This window comes from Fusibacter sp. A1 (assembly GCF_004125825.1).
Classification (GTDB): domain Bacteria; phylum Bacillota; class Clostridia; order Peptostreptococcales; family Acidaminobacteraceae; genus QQWI01.
In genome coordinates this window covers 72255-90873 of sequence record NZ_QQWI01000010.1, presented here as the reverse complement: position 1 = coordinate 90873, position 18619 = coordinate 72255, and the positions used below count along the sequence as shown (strand labels likewise).

The 18619-nt window shown below is 45.9% G+C and carries 16 protein-coding genes and 7 tRNA genes; 1 reads left to right on the top strand and 22 read right to left on the bottom strand.

What is annotated here, in order from left to right; translation table 11 throughout:
- Positions 1-138 precede the first annotated feature (138 nt).
- The 22 genes from DWB64_RS14655 to DWB64_RS14550 form a co-directional block, all read right to left on the bottom strand.
- Positions 139-214 (bottom strand) — tRNA-Lys (locus tag DWB64_RS14655).
- A 370-nt stretch (positions 215-584) separates the two neighbouring features.
- Positions 585-660 (bottom strand) — tRNA-Lys (locus DWB64_RS14650).
- A gap of 3 nt (positions 661-663) precedes the next feature.
- A tRNA-Gln gene (locus tag DWB64_RS14645) sits at positions 664-738 on the bottom strand.
- Positions 739-746: 8 nt separating this feature from the next.
- Positions 747-822, bottom strand: a tRNA-His gene (locus DWB64_RS14640).
- 7 nt (positions 823-829) lie between these two features.
- Positions 830-906 (bottom strand) — tRNA-Arg (locus DWB64_RS14635).
- 18 nt (positions 907-924) lie between these two features.
- Positions 925-998 (bottom strand) — tRNA-Gly (locus tag DWB64_RS14630).
- Positions 999-1013: 15 nt separating this feature from the next.
- Positions 1014-1090 (bottom strand) — tRNA-Pro (locus DWB64_RS14625).
- Between the two features lie 127 nt (positions 1091-1217).
- Complete coding sequence (locus DWB64_RS14620) at positions 1218-1697, bottom strand: YfcE family phosphodiesterase (protein WP_129488996.1); 480 nt, start codon at positions 1695-1697, stop codon at positions 1218-1220.
- Positions 1694-2290, bottom strand: coding sequence for an XTP/dITP diphosphatase (locus tag DWB64_RS14615; protein ID WP_129488995.1), 597 nt, complete (start codon positions 2288-2290; stop codon positions 1694-1696). Before DWB64_RS14615 ends, DWB64_RS14620 begins: the two co-directional genes overlap by 4 nt.
- Positions 2290-3009 carry a ribonuclease PH gene (rph, locus tag DWB64_RS14610; RefSeq protein ID WP_129488994.1) on the bottom strand — a complete coding sequence of 240 codons (720 nt, stop codon included), beginning with the start codon at positions 3007-3009 and terminating at the stop codon, positions 2290-2292. Before rph ends, DWB64_RS14615 begins: the two co-directional genes overlap by 1 nt.
- A gap of 146 nt (positions 3010-3155) precedes the next feature.
- The gene (locus DWB64_RS14605; protein ID WP_129488993.1) at positions 3156-4322 is read right to left on the bottom strand and encodes a PP2C family protein-serine/threonine phosphatase; all 1167 of its coding nucleotides are present in this window, start codon (positions 4320-4322) and stop codon (positions 3156-3158) included.
- A 19-nt stretch (positions 4323-4341) separates the two neighbouring features.
- Complete coding sequence (locus DWB64_RS14600) at positions 4342-4647, bottom strand: STAS domain-containing protein (RefSeq protein ID WP_129488992.1); 306 nt, start codon at positions 4645-4647, stop codon at positions 4342-4344.
- Positions 4632-5060, bottom strand: a complete 429-nt coding sequence (locus DWB64_RS14595) for an ATP-binding protein (protein WP_129488991.1) — start codon at positions 5058-5060, stop codon at positions 4632-4634. The genes DWB64_RS14600 and DWB64_RS14595 overlap by 16 nt, the downstream gene beginning before the upstream one ends.
- A gap of 73 nt (positions 5061-5133) precedes the next feature.
- Positions 5134-7215, bottom strand: coding sequence for an N-acetylmuramoyl-L-alanine amidase (locus tag DWB64_RS14590; RefSeq protein WP_129488990.1), 2082 nt, complete (start codon positions 7213-7215; stop codon positions 5134-5136).
- 85 nt (positions 7216-7300) lie between these two features.
- Complete coding sequence (locus DWB64_RS14585; RefSeq protein WP_129488989.1) at positions 7301-8284, bottom strand: AIR synthase family protein; 984 nt, start codon at positions 8282-8284, stop codon at positions 7301-7303.
- Positions 8285-8294: 10 nt separating this feature from the next.
- Positions 8295-9965, bottom strand: a complete 1671-nt coding sequence (locus DWB64_RS14580; protein WP_129488988.1) for a peptide ABC transporter substrate-binding protein — start codon at positions 9963-9965, stop codon at positions 8295-8297.
- A 14-nt stretch (positions 9966-9979) separates the two neighbouring features.
- Positions 9980-11989 (bottom strand): NAD-dependent DNA ligase LigA, encoded by a 2010-nt coding sequence (gene ligA, locus DWB64_RS14575; protein WP_129488987.1) that lies wholly within the window; start codon positions 11987-11989, stop codon positions 9980-9982.
- A gap of 109 nt (positions 11990-12098) precedes the next feature.
- On the bottom strand, positions 12099-13328 hold the full coding sequence (locus DWB64_RS14570) for an aminopeptidase (RefSeq protein ID WP_129488986.1): 1230 nt from the start codon (positions 13326-13328) through the stop codon (positions 12099-12101).
- A 15-nt stretch (positions 13329-13343) separates the two neighbouring features.
- Entirely contained in the window at positions 13344-15524 is a 2181-nt protein-coding gene (gene pcrA / locus DWB64_RS14565; protein WP_206736685.1) for a DNA helicase PcrA, read from the bottom strand.
- 88 nt (positions 15525-15612) lie between these two features.
- Complete coding sequence (locus DWB64_RS14560; protein WP_129488984.1) at positions 15613-16206, bottom strand: HD domain-containing protein; 594 nt, start codon at positions 16204-16206, stop codon at positions 15613-15615.
- 3 nt (positions 16207-16209) lie between these two features.
- The gene (locus tag DWB64_RS14555; protein WP_129488983.1) at positions 16210-17211 is read right to left on the bottom strand and encodes a ribose-phosphate pyrophosphokinase; all 1002 of its coding nucleotides are present in this window, start codon (positions 17209-17211) and stop codon (positions 16210-16212) included.
- Positions 17212-17223: 12 nt separating this feature from the next.
- On the bottom strand, positions 17224-17451 hold the full coding sequence (locus DWB64_RS14550) for a DUF2164 family protein (RefSeq protein WP_164980428.1): 228 nt from the start codon (positions 17449-17451) through the stop codon (positions 17224-17226).
- Positions 17452-17585: 134 nt separating this feature from the next.
- Between DWB64_RS14550 and DWB64_RS14545 the strand changes: the two genes are divergently transcribed.
- On the top strand, positions 17586-18605 hold the full coding sequence (locus DWB64_RS14545) for a M42 family metallopeptidase (RefSeq protein ID WP_129488981.1): 1020 nt from the start codon (positions 17586-17588) through the stop codon (positions 18603-18605).
- The last annotated feature ends 14 nt before the right edge of the window (positions 18606-18619 follow it).

Here is an 18619-nt window from a genome sequence, read left to right as displayed (position 1 = left end):
AAAGGACATATTATCCTCCGTGAACAAAATACGTTCACTTTCAGGATTCACGAATAAAATACATTCGTGATGTTTGCACAAACAAATATCATTGCAATAAAAAAAGACAACTCGCAATGAGTTGTCTTTTTTATTGCTTGGTGATCCATCCGCGACTCGAACGCGGGACACCCTGATTAAAAGTCAGATGCTCTACCGACTGAGCTAATGGACCAAGTTTATTGTGCTGCCTCGTTACGACAACTATGCTATAGTACTATATATAAACCTGTTTGTAAAGGGTTTTTAAGTAATTCATTATTCTGACTATTTCATGGGTCTGATACCCTGTAAATGATGGGGGTAAACAGGGAAATTGGGAGTTGTTGAGAAGTCGATTTAAATGCGAATGATCTATCTTGGTTAATATGGCAGTTGATGACTTTTATATCTATTTAGATTCACGATTTGGGATTTCCATCCTCCGTGAACAAAATACGTTCACTTTCAGGATTCACGAATAAGAAACATTCGTGATGTTTGGCACAAACAAATATCATTGCAATAAAAAAAGACAACTCGTATGAGTTGTCTTTTTTATTGCTTGGTGATCCATCCGCGACTCGAACGCGGGACACCCTGATTAAAAGTCAGATGCTCTACCGACTGAGCTAATGGACCACTTGGCTGGGGATACAGGATTTGAACCTGTGAATGCCGCCGTCAAAGGGCGGTGCCTTACCGCTTGGCGAATCCCCAAAGGATAATGGGGCGACTGATGGGATTTGAACCCACGCATGCAGGAGTCACAATCCTGTGTCTTAACCACTTGACTACAATCGCCACATATTGGCGTGCCAACAGGGATTCGAACCCCGGACCTACGGCTTAGAAGGCCGTTGCTCTATCCAGCTGAGCTATTGGCACAGATGTAAAAAGTAAAAATGGAGCGGGTGATGGGAATCGAACCCACGTGGCCAGCTTGGAAGGCTGGAGCTCTACCATTGAGCTACACCCGCAGTTAAGAGGAAAAATGGTCGGAGTGAAAGGATTCGAACCTTCGACCCCCTGGTCCCAAACCAGGTGCGCTACCAAGCTGCGCTACACTCCGTCTTAGCTGACGAAAATAATTATATTACACAAAGTACCCTTTCGTCAACGCTTTTTCCTAAGTTTTTTTCGTTTTTTTACGATACTCGAATTCACCGAAGTGTCTGAACATTCCATCTATCTTGTAGTTATTCCAATAGCTCGTGTCTAACGATCTCAACTCCGCTTTCGTCGATTTTCATTATTGAATATCCTCGGGCGCTTCCGGGCATTGGAAAGGTCAAACTGCCCGGATTATGGAGCCACATGCCATTTAAATCTTCTGTCATGGGAAAATGAGTATGTCCAAAAAGAACGATATCCGCTCCAATTTCTTCGCCTTTATAGCATAAATTCATCAAATTTATTTTTACATTGTAGCGATGCCCATGTGTCATCAATACCTTTTTTCCATGGTCTTCAATCAAAATCTCTGATTTTCCAAAATCTTTGCTGTCGCAGTTCCCTCTGATGACATAGAAAATCAGGTTAGGATTTTGTGAAAGGTAGTGAATATCCTCGGCATGATCTCCCAGATGAATCACCGCATCCACTGAATCCAGTTCCTTGTCCAAAAGGGAGATATGTTCTTCAGAGCCATGGGAATCTGACAGAATCAGATACCTCATGCACGCACCTCTAGTTCTTTCTTCATCAAAGTCAGCGCCTTGGCCCTATGCGAAATCTTATTTTTTATGACCGGTCCCAGTTCGGCATAGGTCTTCTCGTACTCTGTCACATAAAAGAGCGGGTCATAACCGAAGCCGCCTTCGCCTTTTAGCTCTTCTATGATGAATCCGTGCGCTTCGCCCCTTGTAGTGAACGCCTCGCCTTGTGGTGTGGCATAGGCCATGACACAGACGAACTTGGCTCCTCTGCCCTCTTTAGGTACGTCAGCTAGCTCTTTAAGCAGTTTGTCGTTATTCGTCTTAGACGTCGCATCAACCCCTGAGAACCGCGCCGAATAGACCCCTGGCGCACCACCGAGAGCGTCTACCATAAGGCCTGAATCGTCAGCAAGCACCGGAGTGTTCGCAAGCACGGCTATTTCCTTCGCCTTTTTCAAGGCATTGTGTTCGAATGTGTCACCGTCTTCTATAACGTCTACTTCTCCCAAATCGACATCATCCATCGATAGGACCGTTATTCCAAGGGGTTCAAGCATCTCACGCACTTCTTTGAGTTTGTTTTTATTCTGTGTTGCCATTAGTATCTGCTTCATTATTCCTCCAAAGCCCTGTTTTGAGCTTCAATCAGTTCTGCAATTCCTTTTTCAGCCAAGTCATATAGGGCATTAAGTTCTTTTCTTGTATAAGGTCTTTCCTCACCGGTGCCTTGTAGTTCGACCACCTCACCCAAATGATTCATGATCACATTCATATCAACCGCTGCCGATGAGTCTTCAACGTAGCATAGGTCTAGCATCGGCTGTTCGTTTACGATGCCCACGCTGATTGCGGCAAGTTGACTGGTAATGGGGCTTATCTCAAGTAGTCCATCTGCTATCAAGCTGTTGACGGCATCCTTAAGTGCGACGAATCCGCCTGTGATCGCAGCTGTTCTTGTGCCTCCGTCTGCCTGCAAAACGTCACAGTCGATCCATATCGTTCTCTCTCCAAGTAGTTCCAGGTTCACTACCGAGCGAAGGCTTCTACCGATCAGACGTTGAATTTCCATGGTACGGCCATCTACTTTTCCACGGCTGGATTCACGGATTTTTCTAGTGTGTGTTGAAGAAGGAAGCATGCTGTATTCGGCTGTTACCCAACCCTTTCCTTGCCCCTTTAAAAACGGTGGCACTTTTTCTTCGACCGTAGCGGTGCACAGCACTTTTGTGTCTCCCATCGCGATCAGGACAGATCCTCTAGGATGCTTCGTATACCCTCTTGTTATCGTCACCGGTCTAAGTTCGTCATTTATTCTTCCATCGAATCTATTCATTGATTTCTCCTTTAGTTCGTATCCTTCGCGGTTTTATGGCTCCTTTGCTGTTAAGCCTCTTACTATTCTACCATAGACTCATAAAAATGAGGTTCAAGAATTACTCTTGAACCTCAGGTCATTAAAATATGTATAAACCTTTCTGTTCACTTGATTTTCATGAGCATCAGAGCGACATCGTCAGTGAATTCGGACTGATGCGACTTGTGTATCATGTGAAAAGCATAGAATATCTCTTCTAAGAAATCATCAGGTTGGGTGTCAAGGGAATGCTTTAGCCTTCTTGAAAGCGAGAGGACTTTTTCCCAGCCTGTAAAATCACCCTTATCACCAGAACAGAACAATCCGTCGGTATATAAGAAGATCAGATCGCCTGCCGCGACTTTTATCTCTTTTGTCTCAAATGTGACGTCATCCATCATTCCCACAAGAAAACCGTTTTCTCTGATTTCCTCGAACTCCTGCTTCGCATGGTGGTAGATCAGCGGATAAGGCTGACCTGCATTGGCAAAGGACAATACTCCGTTTTCAATACACCCGACAAATGCGGTAAAGACAAAATAATTCAGGTGTCCAGAGAAATCAAAGATCTCGAACACGGAATGATTGATGTCTTCAAGAATCTCATGGGGTTTGATACCCGGTTTTTCAATGCTTTTTCGATATAGGATCTTAACCATTGAAGAAGCCATCCCTGCCGCTATGCCGTGGCCGGTGACATCCGCAATCATAAAATGCGTTTTGCCGTCAATTTCGACACAATCGAAAAAGTCGCCTCCGATGCCAAGGGATGGATGGTACTTGATAAATAGCTCGACCTCACTTAACATTCGGGATTTTGGCAACATGATATTGGCGAAGGTGTTCGCATTTTTAAGTTCATCGTTGATTTTTCGGTTAAGTTCTGCGATGGTCCTTGTCTGTTCATACACTAAAAGCGCGTTTTTTGCCTTGAGGGGCAAGATGATTTTCATGTCGTTTGGGGACAGCGGTTTTGTAAAATAGTCGATCGCACCCTCTTTGAGCGTATTCTCAATCGACTTGATCTCGGTTATGGCGGAATTGACGATAACCGGTATGTCGCTTATCTTAGGATTCTTTTTAATGAGCTTAAGCACTTGATATCCATCGATTACGGGCATGATAAGATCTAGGATAATCAAATCCACGGTAGTATGTTCAAGTATGTCCATGACCTCTTGACCATTTATCGCTTCTACGAATTCAAGGTTATCCAGACTTTGAGAGAGTATTTTTTTGACTAAGACGCGGTTCATCGTCGCGTCGTCTGCGATCAGAACACAATATGCCATAACAACACTTCCTATTTCGTTAAGCTTCCATTTCGAAGAATTGATCTAGTTTCATTAATTTGAAAAGACTTTGAACGTCTTGGCTTGCTCCGACCACTCTGAACAATTTGCCTTCATCCTTTACGCGCTTATATAGTCCTATGACAAAGGTGACGCCAACCGAATCGATATTTTCCGTATTTACTAGATCAAGTACTAGTTCGTCCATCGAGTTACTGTTTTTTAGATTGTCATCTACCTCGTCGTTGAACACCGGTACGTTGTTTGCAGTTAAATCGTCGTTGAGTACTAGTCTGACACTTGTTCCATCTACATGCTTTTCCATCGTTCAGCCTCCTGATCTAATTCAAGCGTAACCGTCACCTTATTGCCTTCGATCATCACACCGAATGCCATTTCCTGAATGGTCATGTATCCTCGGTTTCGCTCTCTGAGTAGTTTGTCGTCAGCTATGTGAAACGGATTACAGGTGAAGTCGATTCCTTCCCCTTCATCCGAAATAACAAAGGATAGCCCTTTTTGGGAGCAATCCACTTCACAAGACACCATTTTATTTTTGTCAAACTCGTTACCGTGCTCTACAGCGTTATTGAGCATTTCCCTCAGCATAAAACTAATTTTAAAAAGAACTGTCTTGTTATCCAGCCCACACTTATCTTTTAAGGCGTCGATAATCCTATGTACAGCGCCATCGACAGCAACAAACGTTGATTCAATTTTGTTTTGATAGATGACCATATCGATCCGCTCCTTAAAAGTAAAATAAGCTGGCCTATATCAGAGAAATACCCCAATAAGACCAGCTTACACATTAATCTTCCAAGTAACGGACTAAACCCTTCATCAGACCTTCGACGATAGAATCGAGATAGGTATCGTCGTTTAAGCTTCTGAGTTCGTTCGCATTTGTAAGGAATCCGATTTCAGCAAGTACAGCAGGCATCAGTGTTTCTCTGATCACCACAAGCTTTGATCGTTCGATAACCCCTCTACTCTTAGCGCCAGTCGCTTTGACCAGCTCACTTTGAAGCAAGGTCGCCATGACTTTGGAGTTTCGACTGTCATCGACATAAAGCATTTCAACGCCTGAGGCACTTGAATTTTGCGCCGCGTTGACATGGATTGAAACGAATGCGTCCGCACCAAGTTCGTTTGCGATAGAAGCCCTGTCGTACAAGCCGACATAGGTGTCATAATCGCGCGTATAATAGACTTTGAACCCGAGTCCTTCCAGCTGCTTTCCGAGCAGCAGTGTGGCCTTTAGAACAAGATCCTTCTCTTTTGTCTTATCGATCGGACTGACAGCTCCGGGGTCCTTACCGCCGTGACCTGCGTCGATAACGATCAGCTTATTGGTGTTGTTGAGTTCCTTAAGCCCTTCATTCACAAAGTTAAAGGCAATGCTTTTGCCGGATGTTTCACTTTTTACAAAATCAGTAGCTTCATTCAGCACCATCGTTACCGTATAAACACCGTTTACGAGCTTCACATCGATACTATGCATGATATGGTCATTAGGCTTCATATCAAAATCATTAAGATAGGTGAATGTTTGCGGTATGAACAGCATCAGAGTATGCTCGTCTTCCAGGTAGACCGTCTGATAGTCCACTTCGTTTATTCCTGTCAGCGTCAACTTTGAAGTTGCGATACTGTCTTTTCCGTAAGTAAAGTTGTTCAGCGGATTCCCCGCCACATAGACATAGATTTCATTGTCTACATCTTCCACATAGACATTATCAATTTTCGTGGGATCGTCAAGTGTCACCACAACTCTTGAAACGACAGCATTCGCACCATAAAATTCGGTCGCATCCAGCTGTGAATAGCTGTAGGATTCGATACCTCCCTTATTCACAGGAACAATCGAACCGGCATCACTCGCATACTTCATTTTTGAGTTGACCACATCGATAATGACTTTTCCGTTCCATGTATCCACATTATAGGCAGGCGCTTCTCCGGTTTTGATGATGACCGATTGCGCGTTGAATACCTCCTGTGTACGAATATCCTTTACCGTATTGATGAATTGAATTCGTATTTTGTTGTTCTCTTTTATGATCTCGTAGCCCTTTTTTTCGTCCATATCGATGACCACTCGAGTCGTCGGAATGGGTGTGACTTGAAATTGAGACGCCCTGACGCTGGTCAGGTATCGCTCGTGGATACCAAGATAGGAAACCCCTTTCGAGTCCACCTTGGTCTTGTCACTAAAATTGAAAGCGGCGTTTGGAATATCCAGCACCAGTTTGTTGTTCACTCCAACTGTTCCCCCATCAAGATAGAAGGAGGACACATCCACAGGTCCGGTCGTATGGATCAGCACTTCCTGAAACTTACCCGTACCGTCATAGCTGATACCCGTCACAGACTGTTTGTTCTTATTGAGCAGCACGGTTCTTGTATCGCCTATCCAGCCCACATCGAGTCCCAATTGTTCAGAAACAAATCTCGCAGGCACAAGCGTTCTATTGGTACCCTGATATGCCATCAGTTTGGCTGGAACACCGTCCGGCAGGGTATATGATTTTCCATTCACCAGGGCCTTGGCGCTGTCGATCGTCAGTACGATCTTCTTGCTGTTATAGGTAATGGTCACTTGCTTCTTATCGCCGTTCCACGCAACATCGGCTCCTAGACTTTCGCTGATCACCCTAACCGGTACAAGGGTCCTGTCCTTGCCGTTCAAATTGTATAGAATCGCAGGCACGTCGGTGATGATATCCTCGCCACCGAGCATGACGCTTACCGTCTTATAGGCTTTTTCCGTACTGGATAAGGTATCTGTTAAAAGCACCTCGTCATATTCTAAAAATTTTGATGCGAAAGATATCGGTACAGTCCCCATCACCAGGCACAAGACCAGCATCATCGTAATTATCCGTCTCATTGTCGTCTCCTCTTTAAACTTAACTTTACCCCATCGTATCGTAGTTGGTCCGACTTGTGTGCAAAGTCATCAATTTGTAAACAAATCATCCCAAAACGTCATATAGCGCGTCCCCTTCTGGAGGCGGAATTTCGAATAGTTCGCCTTCATCGTCTATGAGGCACGCATCGTCGATGATCTTACCGATCACTTGAGCGTCGACTCCCTCTTCATCAAACTTTTTCAACAGGCTTTCAGCTGTTTCTTCGCAGGCGATGATAATCAAGGAGCCGCTCGAGATCAGCCTGAGTGGATCGATATCGTAGTGGTCGCAGATCAGTGCGGTTGACGATTGTATGGGGATGGATGCCGTGTCGATGATGCAGCCTAGCCCCGACGCGTCACACAGTTCCCAAATAGCGCCTAGGAGTCCGCCTTCTGTCACATCATGCATGCCATGGATCTTAAACTTACCTGCAAGTACGCCTTCTTTTACCACACTGGTCTGATCGAGCAGTTTTTTTGCATCTGCGACCATCTCTGGACCGAACTGCGTTGTCAATTCGGCTTCTTTTTCAAAAGCGATGATCCCCGTGCCTTCCAGTCCTACTGTTTTTGTCATGATGATCACATCATCAAGAGCGATGTCACTCGTCTTTATCAGCTCACTTTTCGGTTGTTTCCCGATTGCCACCGCAGAAACGACGATCCTGTTGACCGCATCTGTGATTTCGGTGTGCCCGCCCATGATCTCCACCTGGTTCTTCTCGGCCTCTATCGCAGCCTGCGACATGACCATTTCTATCTCTTCAAGGGTCGTGCCTACCGGAGCAAGCACCGTCAACATCAGTCCAAAAGGTGCAACACCGTTGGATGCGATATCGTTCAGGTTGATGTTCACCGCCAATTTTCCGACTTCTGAAGCAGTGCCCGTGATCGGGTCGGTCGATATGATAAGCACTTCCTCACCAAAATCAACTGCGGCGCAGTCTTCCCCTACCGCTGGTCTTATCAGCACTTCGGGCCTTCTATAAGTAAGATGCTTAAACACCATTTCTTTCAATTGATTCGATGTCAATTTACCAATCATGCTTTTCTCCTTATTGAATCATATAAGCACGGCTAAAATTCCAATATCCGCTTGGTGTTTTCGACCATCCTTTTAACGTCTCTTTGACTAAGTAATTGTCTCTTCCGTAATACAGTGGGATAATAGCGACCTGATCCATCAGTATCCTTTCGGACTCATAGATAAGGGCGTCCCTCTTAAAATCAGCTAATGTGTTCGCAGTGCTGATCAGGTGATCGTATCGAACGCTTTTCCAGTTTCCGACATTGTATTCTCCATCAGCCATAAGCCTACTCAGAATCATCAGGGGGTCATCCAGTGGAAAACGCCAGTCTACAAGCGCAAGATCATAATCTCCGATGGCTAACGCATTCTGATAATCTACCCATGACATTTGGGTGATGCGAACATCGACATCCAAATTTTCTTTCCACATCATCGCAAGATAATCCACCACTTCAGAGTGCAAGGCTCCAACCGGATAGACAAGCTTAAGGGGCGGCAGGTTCTCCCCATCATGTCCGCCGTTCTCAAAAAGAGCCTTTATCCTAGTGAGCTGCGCCTCTTCAACGTTGATATCATAATCTCCTGCCACGTTTCTAAATAGGTTGCCCACCGAATCCGTCACACCTGTCGGTACCATGCCTGTGGCAGGTGATTCGCTTAGCGGCTGTGCGATGATCGAAAGTGCTGTCCTATCGATCGCAAGCGACAAGGCCTCTCTGACCCCTGCATCGCTCAAGTGTCTATTTTTTTGATTCATCGCCACAAAGATGAGCGAATTATTGTTTTTGATATGATAATCTGCATTCTTGTCCTCAAGCTCGTCAATGATCTCGGGTAAGACCACATCGATCACTGTAAACGAGTTGCCCCTGAATTTGAGGTACATGGCATTATCGTCGACGACCATTCCAACGACGATGCTGTTCAGCTTGACCTGATCAGCCATATGATACCTAGTGTTATCATGAAGCACGTAGCTTAATCCGTAATTCACTTCTACCAGCTTAAAGGGCCCGTTGGTAGCAAGTCTTGTCAAATCGGTGTACCAGGGAGCAACGCCTTCTTCGACACTATAGTTTTTGACAGGCATGAAGCATGGCAAGGTCAGCCGGTGCATGAACCCTTCAAGCTCGGCCTCCAGCCTAACTTCGAGAATCGAACTTCCTATCGCCTTGATGCCCACCTTTTGAAGCCCCGTACCGGTTGTCATGTATTCGTCGACACCCTCGATGACCTTGAAATACTGGGCGTTCCCACTGTTATTTAAAGGGTTGATCGCCCTTCGCCAGGCATATTCAAAATCGTACGCGGTCAAGGTAGAACCGTCGTCCCACTCCGTATCCTTAAGGACAAAGGTATAGACCAGACCGTCGGCAGACAGTGTGTAGCTTTCGCACAGTCCCAAAACCAGTTCATCGCCGTCATACCTGAACAGTCCCTCATAAAGCTGGCTGATCACCTGCTGTCCATAGGGGTCGGTCGTCAGTTGGGGATCAAGGGAGGTCGGTTGAGCCCCCAGGTTCCAGTCGATATTCTGAATACTCGATATCACTTCTGTCTTACTTTCACGGTTTACAGCGCTTGAAATCGGAACTTCCTCGCTTTCGCCATTTGATTCTGTCTTGGACTCCGGCGAACACGCCATAAGAAGCATCACCGCGGACAGTATCGTCAGCACCATTATGATTTTCTTCACATCGGTTCCTCCATTTATGCGGGCTTATATCCTGCATCCTCGAGTCGTTTGACAAACGTGTCTTCGTCGATCACTTTGATTCCCAACGATTCGGCTTTCACAAGTTTTGACCCCGCACTTTCACCCGCCACAAGCAGCGTGGTTTTGGCACTCACGCTTGAGCTGACTTTTCCACCAAGTGCTTCTATTATCTTACCTGCTTCGGTACGACCGAAGACAGTCAATTTGCCAGTCAATACCACAATCTCATTTTCAAACTCAAGTCTGTCGGCGATCATTTCTTCCTGGGCGTAGGTCGTATTCACACCAGCCGCGATCAACTTATCGATCTTTTCTTTTTGCATCGGGTCCCTGAAGAACTGATGCACGCTCGACGCCATTTTTTCACCGATTTCTTCGACTTCTGTCAGTACTTCAATCTCAGCAAGCATCAGCTGGTCAAGGCTTTTAAAGGTTTTTGCCAAGGTTCGTGCGGCTTTTGAACCAACAAGGGGTATCCCAAGTCCTGAAAGCAATTGATCCAAGCCGTTCGATTTTGAATCCTCAATCGCCTTTAGTAGGTTTTCTACACGCTTATCGCCCATTCTCTCAAGACCTAAAAGCAGCTCTTTCTTATCTTCTAGGCGGTACAGATCGGCGTAGTCTCTGATGAGTCCCTCATCGAGCAGCAACTCGACCACCGACTCTCCAAGACCATCGATATTCATCGCTGGCTTTGAAACGAAATGGGTGATACCCCTCTTATCTTTTGCAGGACATGTGGGATTCGGGCACTTAAGGACCACTTCGCCCTCTTCTCTGACGGTTTGAGTTTGGCAGATAGGGCATGTTGAAGGCAGTGTATAGACTTCTTCTCCACCTGTTCTCAAGTCTTTTACGACTTCGACGACTGCTGGAATCACATCGCCCGCCTTTTCGATAACGACCGTGTCTCCGATACGGATGTCCTTTTCATCGATGAAATCCTGATTATGGAGCGTCGCATAGGTGATGGTCGAACCGGCTACGAATACTGGTTCAAACTCCGCTCTAGGTGTGATTGCACCCGTACGGCCGACCTGAGCCTTGATCGCCACCACTTTTGTGCGTACCTGTTCGGCTTTGAATTTATAGGCGACAGCCCATTTGGGTGTCCTAGTCCTCTCCCCCAGGTTATGCTGCACCTGCAGATCGTCTACTTTAAGCACCATGCCGTCAATGTCAAAGGCAAGGTCGTGTCTAGTCTTTTCTTCGATTGTGACTATCTCGTCATGGGCCTGCTTTGCGGAATTTACTACAATAAACCTCGATGTCTTGAATCCAAGATCACTTAGTAGGGTAAGCGCCTCGCTGTGGGAAGACACCGTTTCGGGTACACCATCTAAGATACCGAACACGAAAATATCAAGCGGTCTCGCCGCTGCGACTTTCGAATCAAGCTGTCTGAGTGAACCGGCCGCCGCGTTTCTTGGATTGGCGAACGTCTGCAGACCTAGGTTTTCTTGTCTCTCATTCATCGCTACAAAGTCATTTTTGCCGATGAACACCTCGCCCCGCACCGTCATGCTCAAAGGCTGAGACAGTTTTAAGGGAACCGAACGGATGGTTTTGACGTTTTTTGTGACATCCTCACCGATGCTTCCGTCGCCTCTAGTGGCAGCCCTCACAAGCAGGCCCTTCTCGTAGGTGATCGCAACGGATAGTCCGTCAATCTTATATTCAAGGACAAACGCGTTCGCGTTGACATCTTCTTTTTTCACACGTTCTTCAAACGCGACAAGATCCGATAGGTTATAGGTATTTTCAAGGCTCAAGAGCCTTACCGTGTGCTGTACCTGTTTAAACGAAGAAAGCGGCTTACCGCCCACCCTTTTAGAAGGGGAGTAATCCACTGTAAACTCGGGGTGCTCCGCCTCGATGGCGAGCAGTTCATTCATCAGCTGATCGTAATCATAATCGCTGATCGCAGGTTTGTCCAGGACATGGTAATTATGATTATGTTCCTCTATGATTCCGATTAAGTCCAAATACCTTTCAAGTGACATAAAACTTCCTTTCTATCATGCGATCCAGTATGGATTAAATTTTTAAGCACTAGTTTGATTATACCAAAAAAAGACCTGATGCGCTGTAGCAATCAGGTCTGATTATCAATTAAAATGTCCATTCACCGTTTCTAAAGAGTGTAATTCCATCGCCGTTCGTGGTATATCCTACGATCTCAAGCTCCGGTCCGCCGATCATGAAGTCCACATGGATCAACGAGGAGTTCGCTCCGCGTTCCTCAAGCACCTCACTTGTCAGTGTCGTTCCATCTTTCATCGCGTATGGATAGGCTTTGCCAAGAGCGAAATGACAGGAAGCGTTCTCGTCAAACAGGGTATTCGAGAAAATAAGACCAGACTTCGAAATCGGAGAACTATGCGGAACGAGCGCCACTTCTCCTAAGAATCTTGCGCCCTCGTCATTGTCAAGAAGCGAAGCTAATGTCTCCTTGCCCTTTTCAGCATAAAAGTCCACGACCTTTCCATCTTTAAACTCGAATCCGAATCCATCGATGACCGTTCCTCTAAGGCTAAGCGGCTTGGTGCTTTTAAGCGTTCCGTTGACCATCGACCTTTTCGGTGTCGTGAACACCTCTTCAGTAGGAATATTGGCAAAATAGCTATCACCGCCCGGGCTTACTTTTGATCCGCCCACCCATAAGTGCTCATGCGCCAGATACACCTCAAGATCGGTGCCTGGAGCCTTGAAATGAAGTTTTTCAAAGTGCTGCTGGTTTAAGAAGGTCAGGTATTTTTTTAAGTTTCCATCATGTTCATTCCACGCTTTGACAGGATCCGCCTGATCCGCCCTTACGATTTTCAGCACAGCTTCCCAAAGTGCTTTCATGCCCTCAGCCTCGTCAAAGTCGGGATAAACAAGCTTGGCCCACTCAGGAGTCGGTATCGCGACAATTGTCCGCTTTACAAGACCCTTCATCATATATTTCATCGCATCGGCCATTGCAAGCGACATCGTCTTCTGGTCAATCGCTATCCGCTCAGCAGGCACATCCTTTAACAGTTCAGGATTAGGAGACATGATGCTCATAAAGCTGTACCCTTCCTTAAAGGCCGCTTCCAAATAGTCGGTTTTAAACTTAGGCGCATATTCAAAACATGTCTCATCGCCGTAGTGGTACCTAGCGAGTGTCACCTCATCGTCTGCATACTGTACTTCGACATTGATGGCTCCAGCCTCATAGGCTTTCTTCACGACACGTCTTACAAAATCGGCGCTTTCGATGCTCGCCCTTATGATAAGTCCTTCTCCCTTTTGAAGAGAAATTCCTTGATGTACTGCTATATTTGCATAATTGTCCAGATATTGTTCAAATGACATATGGGTCTCCTTTCATCAATCCACTATGCTTAGTGGTGCGATTCCTAGCATCAGTTTTTTTATTCCCTTTTTGTCAAAGGCAATCGTAAGTTCGGCGTTTTCGCCGGCTCCTTTGACACTGATCACCATACCATCCCCAAATAGCTGATGTCTGACTTTCACACCCGCCCTAAACTCATCCGAATCGGATGCGCTCACAGGTCTTGAGGGTGTTACCGTCTTATATTTCGGTCCTATTTGAATAGGACTTGCCTCCCTTGTCGCTATCTCTCCGCTATGGCTGAAGATCAGCTCTTTTGGCATCTCATCGATGAATCTGGAAACCTTGTTGACCATGGTGCGACCAAATCGCATCCTCTGCGCCGCATGAGTCAGATGCAGTGTCTGTTCCGCCCTTGTGATTCCAACATAGCAAAGTCTTCGTTCCTCTTCGACGCCTTCATCCGTCTCCATGGTCATTTCAGATGGAAACAGCCTTTCCTCGAGTCCTACTAAAAAGACAGTTGGAAACTCGAGTCCCTTGGCGGCGTGAATCGTCATCAGAAGGATATGGCCCGATTCATCCTCTTCGATATCGTCCTGGTCGCTCAAGAGGCTTATCTCCTGCAAGTACATGTTTAGTGTGACATCATCATGCATGGATTCGTAGTTCAAGATCTGCGAGTACAGCTCGTCAATGTTCTCAATTCTGGTTTGCGCTTCGATCGTGCCCTCTCTTACGAGCTCATCCCTGTATCCTGTGGCTTTGATCACCGCATCGAGGATATCAGATCCTTTGTAATTATCCGCGTTTCTCACAAATGGCGAGATCGTATCAAAGAATTCCTTCAGACCGCTGAGCGCCCTGTTTGGAAACGCCTTGGTCTCCACAGCAAGTTCAATCGCATCATAGGCGGATATACCTTCGCGGTGGGCAAGTGCGAACACGTTTTCCACGGTTTTATCACCGATTCCACGCTTAGGAGTGTTGATGATCCGCTGCAGTGAAATCTCATCGCTTGGATTGGCGATCAGTCTCAAATATGAAATCAGGTCCTTGACCTCTTTTCGTTCATAGAACTTGAGTCCGCCGATGATCTTATAAGGGATGGACGCCCGGATAAAGGCTTCCTCAAAGTCTCTTGATTGGGCGTTGGTCCTGTAAAGAACTGCGAACTCATTGTAGCTGGCTCCGTTTTCAAACCGCTTGATGATTTCATTCGCGACATACCTTGCCTCATCGCTATTATCCCTAGCCCTATAGTAATTGATGTCCTCACCGCTGTGGTTGTCCGTCCAGAGATTCTTATCCCTTCTTTTGGGATTGTTCTGGATCACTCCGTTGGCAAGATCTAGAATTTTTCTTGTAGACCGGTAGTTCTGTTCCAAAAGGACTACTCGTCCGTCCTTAAAGTCTTTTTCAAAGTCCTGGATGTTTCTGATATCCGCACCACGCCATCCGTAGATAGACTGGTCGTTATCGCCGACAACACAGAGGTTTAAATTGCGTGCGGCAAGTTTTCTGACCAGCGAATACTGCACTCCGTTGGTATCCTGATACTCGTCGACGTGGATAAACTGGAACTTACGCTGATAAAACTCCAATATCTCGGGATTCACCCTGAAAAGCTCGAGCGTGTTGAGGAGTAAGTCGTCAAAGTCCATCGCGTTGTTTTGAGCGATCTCTTTCTGATATTCGCCGTAGATCTTACCGACCTGCTTCAGCTGATAATCGCTCGTGTACATATCCTGAAACTTTTCAGGCGAGATCATCTCGTTTTTCGCTTCCGATATCTTAGCCCTGACAAAATTGATCTTCAGGTCCTTGTCGCTGATATTGAGCCTTTTCATAATGTTTTTCGTCAAAGTCTTCTGGTCAGCGGTATCATAAATGACAAAATCCTTGGTGAATCCGATCACATCGGCATCACGTCTTAAAATCCTAACGCAGATGGAGTGAAAGGTGCCTATCCACATCGAAGACGCTACGCCGCCGATAAGTTTTTCTACCCTATGCCTCATTTCATTTGCCGCTTTATTGGTAAATGTAAGCGCCAGAATATTGCTAGGAAGCACACCTTGATCTTCAATCAGATAGGCGATTCTGTAGGTCAACACTCTGGTTTTACCCGAACCTGCCCCAGCAAGGACAAGAAGTGGTCCTTTGATGTGTTCTACTGCTTCACGCTGTCTTTCATTAAGTATTTGTAAATCCATATCTCCACCCATTTCTTGCTCGAATGTTTGTTCGCTTATTATTATAGCAAAAAAAGTCCTGAACAGGTAGCGTCAGGACTCAACTTTATTAACAATAATCGATATAGGCCTGATGGGTCCACGGATGATAAATGGCCATCTCATGTCGGTTTTTATGCACATCATCCAAATAGATCCGTATCGCAGCTTCCAGCGATTCGTTCGCGGCACTTCTCATCTCACGAATGAACTCGTGTTCTGTCTCATCCCATGTCAGCTTATCCGCCACAAAAAGCGCCTTGGCATATAGGCTCGCCCCGGCCTTTAGTGTGGTGTGAATCATAATTCCTTCAAGACTTTGTTTGTCGCGGTAGTCAAAAACATCCCTGGCAATCGCAGCGCTCGCCTTCTGGTGCAACATGCCGGGCACCCTAGCCTCTTCGCTGCTTACGTCATATCCCCTTGATTCACAGAAAATCACCATGCGATCAAGCGGAATGAGCCTTCCAAGATCGTGAAAATAAGCCATTGTCACCAATTTATCATGATTCAGATCAAACCTGGTGGCGATTTCTTTTGCCGCAGTCACCACTGCTGCCGTATGGTCCTTTAAGTCCTCTCGATCAAAATGATCAAACATACTAAAGACCTGTTCTTCTAGCGACTGTGTTCTTTTATGTAGACTTCTCATCAATTCCAGCATGGTTTATCCTTTATATTCAACTTGTTCTATCCGTTTGATTTCCTTATCCACTTCATCAGGCAGAGTCTCAAACATCACACTGACGGACTCCTTGTTGTGAATCCGTTTGATTGTTTCAGCAAACAGCGGAGCGACTGAGATCACCTGAATCTTACTGCTCGATCTGATATGGGGATTGTCGACCGTATCTGTACAAAGCAATTTTTCAATCGCACTTTCTTCTAACCACTGGATAGCGGACTCGTTCAACATGACATGCGAAAGGCATGCGATGACACGATTCGCACCTCTTGACTGCAAGACCTTCGTCAGTTCGAAGATGGTCCCTCCGGTGATCGTAAAATCGTCGACGATGACAGCGTTCTTTCCGTTTACATCTCCTATGAGTTCAAGAATCTCGGCACATTCGGAATGATCCTCCCGTGTTTTATCGCCGATCACCGTCGAAACCCCTAACATTTTCGAAAGCTTTCTGGCTTCCTTGACATATCCGGCATCCGGCGAAACGATTACAAAATCGCCTAGATTGAGCCGTCTGATGGCCTGCGCGAACACTGGAAGCGCCGTCAGATGGTCGACAGGCTTTTTAAAGAATCCTTGTATCTGAGGACTATGCAGGTCCATCGTGACTACCCTGTCTGCACCCGTCACCTCGATGCAATCCGCACAGACACGCGCCCTTATGGAAACACGCGGCTCATCCTTCTTATCGCCTTTGGCATAGCTGAAAAACGGCATGACCACCGTCACAGAATGGGCGCTGGCCCTCTTAAGCGCGTCGATCCAGAACAAAATCTCTACAAACTCGTCATTGGGATGCATGCCGATACTTTGAACGATATAGACATCTTCTCCACGTACTGTTTCACCGACTCTTACAAAGGTATTGCCCTCAGAAAAATTGAACACGTCGGATTTAGCAAGTGGAACATCCAAGTAATCACATATCTTCTGAGCGAACGCATTTCCAGACGATCCCGAAAAAATTTTCAAATCAAGACTCATGGCATCTCCCTTTTAAAGTTCTAAATGATAAACATCATCCATCTTATCCGATAAAAACGCTACCGTGTCTTTTATACCCATATTATAGAAGGTTGGCGCAAGAGATTCAGCAAAAAAATCAAAAATCAATTGCGACTTGAGATCACCTATTTCTTCATCATATTGTTCTTCAAAAAAATTTCGAATCATTTCCTTCAGGGCTTTCTCATTCTCCATTGTCAATTTCAGTCTTTTATTCATCATACACCTCCAATACTAACTATAACACAATCGCATCTGATGGTTTATTAAAACAATGTGAAGACTCAAATAAATGAAAACGGTTTCATCCTAGTGACTATTTTGGTACAATAGCTGAAGAAAGGAGCTTTTCCATGAATAAAAAATACATTACAGAAACGTTAGTAGAACTGCTAAATACACCTAGTCCTTCAGGTTATTGCAAGGACGTCATGAACAAATTGGCTGCAAGAGTCTCTTCACTCGGTTATCAGATGACCTTCACCAAAAAAGGTAACGGGCATATCGAGATCGAAGGAGTCGACAAGACAAAAACTATCGGTGTGGCTGCCCATGTCGACACTCTAGGTGCGATGGTCCGCTCTATCAACAGTAGCGGAACACTCAACTTCACAACCGTCGGTGGATACACCATGCACAGTGTGGAAGGCGAATACGTCGTAGTACACACAAGAGGCGGCAAGACCTACACAGGCACCATCCTCAACACAAGTCCCTCAGTCCATGTCTACGACGATGCCAGAACACAGGAACGTAAGATCGACAACATGGAGATTCGTCTTGATGAAGTGGTCGCTTCCAAAGAGGATGTCGAAAAATTAGGAATCTCAACAGGAGACTTCGTCTCGCTTGATGCCCGTGCGGTCGTAACAGGTAGCGGTTATATCAAATCAAGACATCTCGATGACAAGGCGGGTGTCGCATCCATTATCGGCTGGCTTGAAGAACTTTCTTCAACTAAAGCGCAACCTAGATGCAACATCAAGATTTTGATTTCGACCTATGAGGAAGTCGGTCACGGATCCTCGGCGATCCCATGGGATCTTGACGAGTTTATCGCAATCGACATGGGTGCCATGGGCAAAGACCTCGCTTGTACAGAACAGCAGGTTTCCATCTGTGCGAAAGATTCTTCCGGTCCCTATGACTACGAAGTCGTATCGGGTCTGATTGACGCGGCGAAAAAAGCTAAGATCAATCACGCGGTCGACATCTATCCGTTTTACGGTTCAGACGTATCCGCTGCAAGAAGTGCGGGCCACGAGTTTAAAGGTGGTCTGATCGGTCCTGGCGTTCATGCATCCCACCATATGGAACGTACCCATATCGACGGTATTGTCGAAACAGCCAAGCTGTTAAAAGCCTACTTATAACACAAACGCCTATC

Coding starts and splice junctions, on each gene's coding strand:
- DWB64_RS14570 (WP_129488986.1), bottom strand. CDS start 13,328: ATGTCATTTGAACAATATCTGGACAATTATGCAAATATAGCAGTACAT.
- DWB64_RS14545 (WP_129488981.1), top strand. CDS start 17,586: ATGAATAAAAAATACATTACAGAAACGTTAGTAGAACTGCTAAATACA.
- DWB64_RS14615 (WP_129488995.1), bottom strand. CDS start 2,290: ATGAAGCAGATACTAATGGCAACACAGAATAAAAACAAACTCAAAGAA.
- DWB64_RS14620 (WP_129488996.1), bottom strand. CDS start 1,697: ATGAGGTATCTGATTCTGTCAGATTCCCATGGCTCTGAAGAACATATC.
- DWB64_RS14605 (WP_129488993.1), bottom strand. CDS start 4,322: ATGGCATATTGTGTTCTGATCGCAGACGACGCGACGATGAACCGCGTC.
- DWB64_RS14585 (WP_129488989.1), bottom strand. CDS start 8,284: ATGATTGGTAAATTGACATCGAATCAATTGAAAGAAATGGTGTTTAAG.
- DWB64_RS14600 (WP_129488992.1), bottom strand. CDS start 4,647: ATGGAAAAGCATGTAGATGGAACAAGTGTCAGACTAGTACTCAACGAC.
- DWB64_RS14595 (WP_129488991.1), bottom strand. CDS start 5,060: ATGGTCATCTATCAAAACAAAATTGAATCAACGTTTGTTGCTGTCGAT.
- rph (WP_129488994.1), bottom strand. CDS start 3,009: ATGAATAGATTCGATGGAAGAATAAATGACGAACTTAGACCGGTGACG.
- DWB64_RS14590 (WP_129488990.1), bottom strand. CDS start 7,215: ATGAGACGGATAATTACGATGATGCTGGTCTTGTGCCTGGTGATGGGG.
- DWB64_RS14555 (WP_129488983.1), bottom strand. CDS start 17,211: ATGAGTCTTGATTTGAAAATTTTTTCGGGATCGTCTGGAAATGCGTTC.
- pcrA (WP_206736685.1), bottom strand. CDS start 15,524: ATGGATTTACAAATACTTAATGAAAGACAGCGTGAAGCAGTAGAACAC.
- DWB64_RS14560 (WP_129488984.1), bottom strand. CDS start 16,206: ATGCTGGAATTGATGAGAAGTCTACATAAAAGAACACAGTCGCTAGAA.
- ligA (WP_129488987.1), bottom strand. CDS start 11,989: ATGTCACTTGAAAGGTATTTGGACTTAATCGGAATCATAGAGGAACAT.
- DWB64_RS14550 (WP_164980428.1), bottom strand. CDS start 17,451: ATGAATAAAAGACTGAAATTGACAATGGAGAATGAGAAAGCCCTGAAG.